Raw genomic sequence first — 6,638 nt, 5'->3', positions numbered from 1 at the left:
TAAGAAGAAGACTCTATGACTATTTCAAGCTGGTCGCACTCCAAGCTCGGCGATTTCGAGAAGTGCAAATTCCTCTGCTGGCTCAAGCATGACCAGAAGATCCCCGAGCCAGAACGCCCTCTTCCCCCTGGCCGCTTAGAGCATGCGAACGATCGCGGCACGCGTATCCACACGGCCTGCGAGCTCTACATCAACGGTACGGTGAATGAGCTGGCCCCAGAAGCCGAGAAAAACTTCGGCTTTCAAATCGAACTTCTTCGTACGATGTACAAAGATGGTCTCGTGAGCCTGGAGGGCGAATGGGCCATGAACGAAGCCTGGGAGCCATGCAACTGGAACGGCGATTGGCTCGAAGCCGACGACACGCTGCAGCACACCGGCACCGCGCGCAAGCTCCCTGAACGTGGCCGCGAAGGCGACATCGTCAAGGTCGGCAAGAAGGTCTACATCTGGGTGCCCGCCTGGCTGCGCCTGAAGCTCGACGCCATGGTGATGCACGACGAGTACACCGCCACGGTGATCGACTTCAAGACCGGCCGCAAATTCGGCAACGAGGTCAAGCACGCCGAGCAGCTGCAGCTGTACCAGCTGGTCACGTTCCTGCGCTACCCCAAGCTCGAGACTGTGTTCGCCGAGCTCTGGTACCTCGACCAGAAGGAAGGCGAAAACCTCACCTCGCAAAAGTTCACGCGCAGCCAAGGCCTGCGCTTCAAGCCCCGCCTCCACCAACGCGGCATGGCCCTCACCACCTGCACTGAGTGGCCCGCCAATCCCTCCCGCTTCACCTGCCAGTGGTGCCAGTACGGCCCGTGGAATGGTGGGCAGTGTCAAGTAGGTGTCCGATGAACTCCAAACAACGTCGCGCCCGCGTCCGCGCGGGCATGCCTGGTGTGATGCAGCGGCTCGGGGCTCTGTGTTTGATGGGTGAAGTGAGCTCGACGGACGCAGAACGACTCACAGAGATGCTCCGAGACCCACGAATGAAGCTCCGGGACTTCGAGGGGGTCGTACGCACTGTGGCTTACGCCGAGCGTAGCGCAGAACTGCAACGCACCATTAGAGCCTATACCACGTCGATGACAGGGCGTGTGCTTTCGCACACCCCGATGTTTCAGACACTGCCTCGAGTCACCGGCGCCAGCCCGAGCCTCGGCGCAGGCTACAGCGGCCGAGCCGCCCACACGATCGTCATCGACGAAGTCACTCAGATCAAATGACCAAAGCCTTCGCCCACCAACTCAAGTCCCTCAAGCACGACCTGACCACCGACGTCGTGTTTGACACCAGCGACCCCGGCACTGGCAAGACGTTCGTCGCCATCAAGGCCTTCGAGCGTCGCCGCAAGAAAAAGACCGGCTGCGCACTCATCCTGGCACCCAAGTCTCTGCTGCGTAGCACCTGGGCGGCCGACTTCAAGAAGTTCGCCCCCGGGCTCACCGTCGTCGTGGCCACAGCTGACGTGCGCGCCGACACCTTCAACGAGAAAGCCGACGCCTACGTCACCAACATCGACGCGGTGAAGTGGCTGGCCAAGCAACCCAAGGCCTTCTTCAAGAAATTCGACACGCTCATCATCGACGAGTCCAGCGGCTACAAGCATGCCACCAGCCAGCGCAGCAAGGCCGCTGCCAAGATAGCCAGCTACTTCAAGTACAAGCGCGCCATGACCGGTACGCCCAATGGGCGCTCGATCACGGACGTGTGGCACCAGGTGTATCTGCTCGACGGCGGCCAGCGCCTGGGCCGCTCGTTCTTCGCCTTCCGCAACAGCGTCTGCGTGCCCACCCAGGTCGGCCGCAGCGACAAAGCCATCCGCTGGGACGACAAAGAAGGCGCCGAAGAGGCCGTGTACGGCCTGCTGAGCGACATCGTCATCCGCCACAAGTTTGAAGACTGCGTCGACATCCCTGCCAACCACCGCTACACCATGGAGTACGAGCTCACGGCCAAGCAGCGCAAGGCCTACGAGCAGATGGAGTCCACGCAGATGCTGTGGCTCAAGGGCAAGGAGCCGTCGGTCATTGCCGTCAACGCCGCCGTGGTGGCCAACAAGCTGCTGCAGGTTGCATCGGGCGCCGTGTACGGCACCGACCCCAACCCCGTGATCGTCGATGACGGGCGCTACAAGATGGTCCTGGACCTGGTCGAAGAGCGCAAGCACAGCTTGGTGTTTTTCCACTGGAAACACCAGCGCGATGCCCTGGCGTCCGAGGCCGAAAAGCGTGGCATCTCGTTCTGCGTGCTCGATGGCTCGGTGAACGAGCACGAGCGCGATCGCCTGGTCACCGGCTACCAGGCCGGCGCCTACCAGGTCATGTTCGCGCATCCCAAGTCAGCTGCCCACGGCCTGACCCTCACGCGCGGCACCACCACGATCTGGGCATCGCCGACCTACGACCTGGAGCAGTTCGAACAGGGCTCCAAACGCCAGCACCGCATGGGCCAGACGCAAAAGACCGAGACGATCACGATCATCGCGCCCGGCACGATCGACGAACGTGTGTACGAGATCCTTGAGAAGAAGAACGTGCGCATGAAGAACCTCCTCGACCTGTTCGCCACGCTATGAACGACTACGAGCTCGGCGCCGCACGCCTCATGGGCGAGATTGGTGAAGGCGAGATCCGTCGCATGGACGGCGACACCTTCCTGCAGATTAAGGACCTCGTCATCACAGACGAAGGCGTCAGCTTCACCACCATGGGCGGGCACCGCATCCCAGTTGCCGTCGGCCCTACTGGTGCCATATCTCAGCTTTTGGTCGGCGGAGGGATGCTCGTCATCCCCCTGCCTGGCACGTTCTCCAAAGTAACTCTGTCATCGCTATGAAATCAGTTCTCTTCTGGTGGCACTCCGTCGTCATCATGTGGCGCGACTCGCTCGGCCGTTGGTACGTGTTCCGCGACCGCCCTCTGTGGTTTGTCGAAGAGTTCGCCGCGCTGCCGCTGTCCACTGACAAAGGCATGCGCAACCTCGTGTACTCAGCCCGCATGGAGCGCTCGCTCCGTCAACGCTACCCGGAGAAGAAATGAGCTGGGCCTCCGCCATCCGCAAGCCGACTGCACAGACCAAGGTCGCCGCTGCAGTCAAAATCGTTTCTCGTCCGCAGATCGTTACAGCCGAAATCGACTGGGATCGCCTGGTCTCGCTCGACTTTGAAACGTACTACGACGCCGACTACACGCTGTCCAAACTATCCACGTCTGAATACGTGCGCGACGAGCGCTTCGAGGCGTCGATGGTCGGCATCAAGATCGGCAACAAGAAGACCAAGGTCGTCCCGCACAACAAGATCAAGGCCGAGCTGGCCAAGATCAACTGGGCCACGCACAGCGTGCTGTGCCACAACGTGCAGTTCGACGGCTTCATCTTGAGCCACCACTACGGCGTGTACCCCAAGCGCTACTACTGCACGTTGGGCATGGCCCGGGGCCTGCATAGCAACGAAATCGGCGCCGGCCTGCACGACGTGTCCGTGTTCTATGGCGGCAAGGGCAAGATCGAAGACGGCATCGAGAACATGAAGGGCGTGCGCTTTAAGGAGCTGTTCGCCAACAAGCCACTCTGGAACCGTTCCGTCGAGTATTGCGCCAACGACGTCGACGAGATGTACCGCGTGTTCTGCGACATGCATCCCGTGTACCCGGCTAAGGAGATGGACCTGATCCACATGACCGCGCGCATGTTCTGCGCCCCGGTCTTGAAGGTCGACATCCCCCGCGTCCAGGCGGAGTACGAGCGCGAGGTCACTCGCCGTGAAGAGCTGCTGCTCAACCTGCTGAACCCGCGCGACTACGACAACATCCTCGACGGCAAGGACAAGAAGCTCGAGGGCAAAGAGCGTGACATGCGGATCGTCAAGAAGGTCGTGGGCAGCAACGAGCGCTTCATCGACCTGTTCGAGAAGCTCGGCATCGCCCGCGACCAGCTGCCCCGCAAGCTCAGCCCCGCCTGGATGAAGAAGAACCAGGCAGAGCGCGAAGCGTCTCTCGACAGCAAGTGGGCCTTTGCATTTGCCAAGGACGACCTCGATTTCATCAGCATGCCCGATCGAGTGTGGGACTACTTCCCTCACCTCGACCCGAACAACGCCGATGACGCCCAAGAAGCGGCTGACCTGGCTGAGAAGCTGCAGCAGCTGATCGATACGCGCATCGCGGTCAAGTCCACGACCAACATCACCCGGGCCGAGCGCTTCCTGAAGGCCGGCGCCAACGGCATGCCGTTGCCCGTGGGCTATGCCTACTACCGCGCACACACCGGGCGTTGGGGCGGCAACAACAAGATGAACATGCAGAACCTCACCCGCGGTGGTGAGCTGCGCCTGTCCATTCTGGCCGCCAAGGGGCACCAGATCGCCGTGGCCGACTCTGGCCAGATTGAAGCTCGCGTGAACGCCTGGCTGTGGGACCAGCACGACCTCTTGGCTGCGTTCCGTGACAAGCGCGACGTGTACAGCGAGTTCGCTACGGACATCTACGGCCGCAAGATCACGAAGGAAGACAAGAACGACCGTCACGTTGGCAAGGTCTGTGTGCTGGGCCTGGGCTACCAGATGGGCGCTCCGAAGCTGCAGATGACGCTCGCGCGCGGCGCTCTGGGTGGCCCCAAGATCGCTCTGCCCATCGACCAGTGCCAGCACATCGTCAACACGTACCGCCGCAAGTATTACGCCATCAAGCAGGGCTGGGCCAAGTGCAACGATTTCATCGAGCACATGGCCAACCCGCACTTGGAGCCTATCCAGTACAAGTGCCTGGAGATCGGCTTCGAGTACATCCGCCTGCCCAATGGCATGTGCCTCAAGTACCCAGACCTGCGCAAGGCCAAGGGCGAGAAGGACTGGGACGAATGGACCTACCAGTCGGGCGACATCCGCAAGAAGATCTACGGCGGCCTGCTGTGCGAGAACTTGGTGCAGGCCCTGGCCCGCATCATCGTCGCTGAGCAGATGCTGATGATCGACGTGAAGTACCCGGTCGTGATGACCACGCACGATGAGTGCGTCACGCACCCCAAGACCAAGGACGCGGCCAAGTGCTACGCGTTCATGGAGAAGTGCATGACCACCCCGTTGTGGTGGTGCCCAGAGATCCCGCTGGCAGCAGAGGGCGGCTACGCACCCAACTACTCGAAGTGAGGCCGGTATGGCATACGCGTTCTTCACGGAGGAAGAGCAAGGGATCATGTTCTGCCGGGCGGTGCAGGCGCAATGGCCCGGAGCGAGGGCCCAGGCCTATCGAGAAACTGTGTTCGGTACGTGGCTGTACGCCATCAAGTTCGCTAACGGCATGGTGATCGAGGGCCCAGACATGATGGTCGTCGCCCGGCAGGCCGACACCTACGCCCAAGGCGTCAAGAACCTCACAGGGGAGTACCCGTGATGGCATACACCACGACTCAGATGCACGAGCACGACTTGTTCGTGCGCCAGATGGACGGCTACTTCCCCGGAGCAAAAGTGTGGTCGGAAGTTCGCGGGTGGGAAGACCCACGGCCCTTGTTTGCCATCGAATTCAAGAACGGTGTCCGCTTTGAATCCAACAGCAAGCACCAGGTCATCGCAGATGCAAAGGTCTACTTTGAGTCTGTCAAAAACCTCACCGGAGAACCTCCATGAGCGACCAGCTCAATCACTTGTCGTTGAAGAAGGCCAAGCAGGCTGTGAACCGGCGCTGGCCCGGCGCAGTCCTGAACCGCCTTCGCCTGTATGGCCAGGTACGTGAAGTGTTTCGCATCCGGCTCAAAAACGGTGTGAGCTTCGACGGCCGCACACCCAGCGAAGCCCTTTGTGCTGCTAACACCTACGTCGAAGGCGTCAAGAACCTCACAGGAGAGTACCCATGACCTCACTCGAAGATCCTCGATGGCTGGCACTCAGTGAAGAGCGCCGCGACGCCCTGCTCGAAAAGCACAGGAACACCAACGTCCAGCACGCCGAGTGGTGGGACAGCGTCTACGAACAGTTCGTCGAAGACTGTATCGAGAAAGGCATCTGCGTTGATTACTACAGCACCAAGACCATGGGCGGCAAGACTGTCGTCGAGCCTTCGATCTACTTCTCGGGCTTCTGCAGTCAAGGCGACGGCGCGTGCTTTGACGGAGCAGTCAACGACTGGCCCAAATTCCTGGTCGCTTGCGGCTGCACCGACCTGGTGCCCGTGTACGAGAAGCTGGATCACACTCTGGTCCTGAGTTGGTGCCACAGCGGCCACTATTACCACTCTGGCTGCACGTCCTTCAGGTCCGACTTGTATATCGAAAATCCGTTCGATGAAGAAAACGACGTCCTCCAGCACGCCACCTGGGACGCGATCACTGAAGGCGGCAACATCTTCGACGCCCTAGAGGGCGACTTCGCCGGATACGTGCGCAGCCTCATGGACGACCTGTACACCACCCTCGAGGAAGAACACGACCACCTGACCAGCGATGAGACCGTCGCCGCGTACATCCTGGTCCACTGCGAGGAAGAACTTGTCGAAGAAGACGAGGACGAGCTTTCGCTCGAACATTGATCTTTTATCTTTCAAAGATCAGTGCTATGATTCACACCACCAAAGAGGATGAAATGCCTACTGTGACTGCAAGCCCCAAAGCCAAAACCGCCGCGAAAACCACGCCCGGCGCCATGATCG

Annotated in this window: 9 protein-coding genes; all 9 read left to right on the top strand. The window is 60.5% G+C overall.

Features of this window, described 5'->3' with window-relative positions; translation table 11 throughout:
• Nucleotides 1-15: 15 nt before the first annotated feature.
• The 9 genes from DBR23_RS11220 (at nucleotide 16) to DBR23_RS11180 (ending at nucleotide 6,518) form a co-directional block, all read left to right on the top strand.
• On the top strand, nucleotides 16-846 hold the full coding sequence (locus tag DBR23_RS11220) for a PD-(D/E)XK nuclease family protein (protein ID WP_108498298.1): 831 nt from the start codon (nucleotides 16-18) through the stop codon (nucleotides 844-846).
• Between the two features lie 367 nt (nucleotides 847-1,213).
• Nucleotides 1,214-2,569, top strand: coding sequence for an SNF2-related protein (locus DBR23_RS11210; RefSeq protein ID WP_108498296.1), 1,356 nt, complete (start codon nucleotides 1,214-1,216; stop codon nucleotides 2,567-2,569).
• Entirely contained in the window at nucleotides 2,566-2,829 is a 264-nt protein-coding gene (locus DBR23_RS11205) for a hypothetical protein (RefSeq protein ID WP_108498295.1), read from the top strand. Before DBR23_RS11210 ends, DBR23_RS11205 begins: the two co-directional genes overlap by 4 nt.
• A complete protein-coding gene (locus DBR23_RS29275; protein ID WP_146191309.1) occupies nucleotides 2,826-3,032 on the top strand; it encodes a hypothetical protein in 207 nt (68 codons plus the stop codon). Before DBR23_RS11205 ends, DBR23_RS29275 begins: the two co-directional genes overlap by 4 nt.
• Nucleotides 3,029-5,140, top strand: coding sequence for a DNA polymerase (locus tag DBR23_RS11200; RefSeq protein WP_108498294.1), 2,112 nt, complete (start codon nucleotides 3,029-3,031; stop codon nucleotides 5,138-5,140). Before DBR23_RS29275 ends, DBR23_RS11200 begins: the two co-directional genes overlap by 4 nt.
• Nucleotides 5,141-5,147: 7 nt before the next feature.
• Nucleotides 5,148-5,384, top strand: coding sequence for a hypothetical protein (locus DBR23_RS11195; RefSeq protein ID WP_108498293.1), 237 nt, complete (start codon nucleotides 5,148-5,150; stop codon nucleotides 5,382-5,384).
• Nucleotides 5,384-5,620 carry a hypothetical protein gene (locus DBR23_RS11190; protein ID WP_108498292.1) on the top strand — a complete coding sequence of 79 codons (237 nt, stop codon included), beginning with the start codon at nucleotides 5,384-5,386 and terminating at the stop codon, nucleotides 5,618-5,620. Before DBR23_RS11195 ends, DBR23_RS11190 begins: the two co-directional genes overlap by 1 nt.
• Nucleotides 5,617-5,847, top strand: coding sequence for a hypothetical protein (locus tag DBR23_RS11185; protein ID WP_108498291.1), 231 nt, complete (start codon nucleotides 5,617-5,619; stop codon nucleotides 5,845-5,847). Before DBR23_RS11190 ends, DBR23_RS11185 begins: the two co-directional genes overlap by 4 nt.
• Nucleotides 5,844-6,518, top strand: coding sequence for a hypothetical protein (locus DBR23_RS11180; protein WP_108498290.1), 675 nt, complete (start codon nucleotides 5,844-5,846; stop codon nucleotides 6,516-6,518). Before DBR23_RS11185 ends, DBR23_RS11180 begins: the two co-directional genes overlap by 4 nt.
• The last annotated feature ends 120 nt before the right edge of the window (nucleotides 6,519-6,638 follow it).

It is taken from the genome of Acidovorax sp. HMWF018 (genome assembly GCF_003061035.1).
GTDB classification, from domain to species: Bacteria; Pseudomonadota; Gammaproteobacteria; order Burkholderiales; family Burkholderiaceae_C; genus Acidovorax; species Acidovorax delafieldii.
Note: the sequence above shows the minus strand (reverse complement) of the source record. Positions and strands in the feature narration are given on the sequence as shown.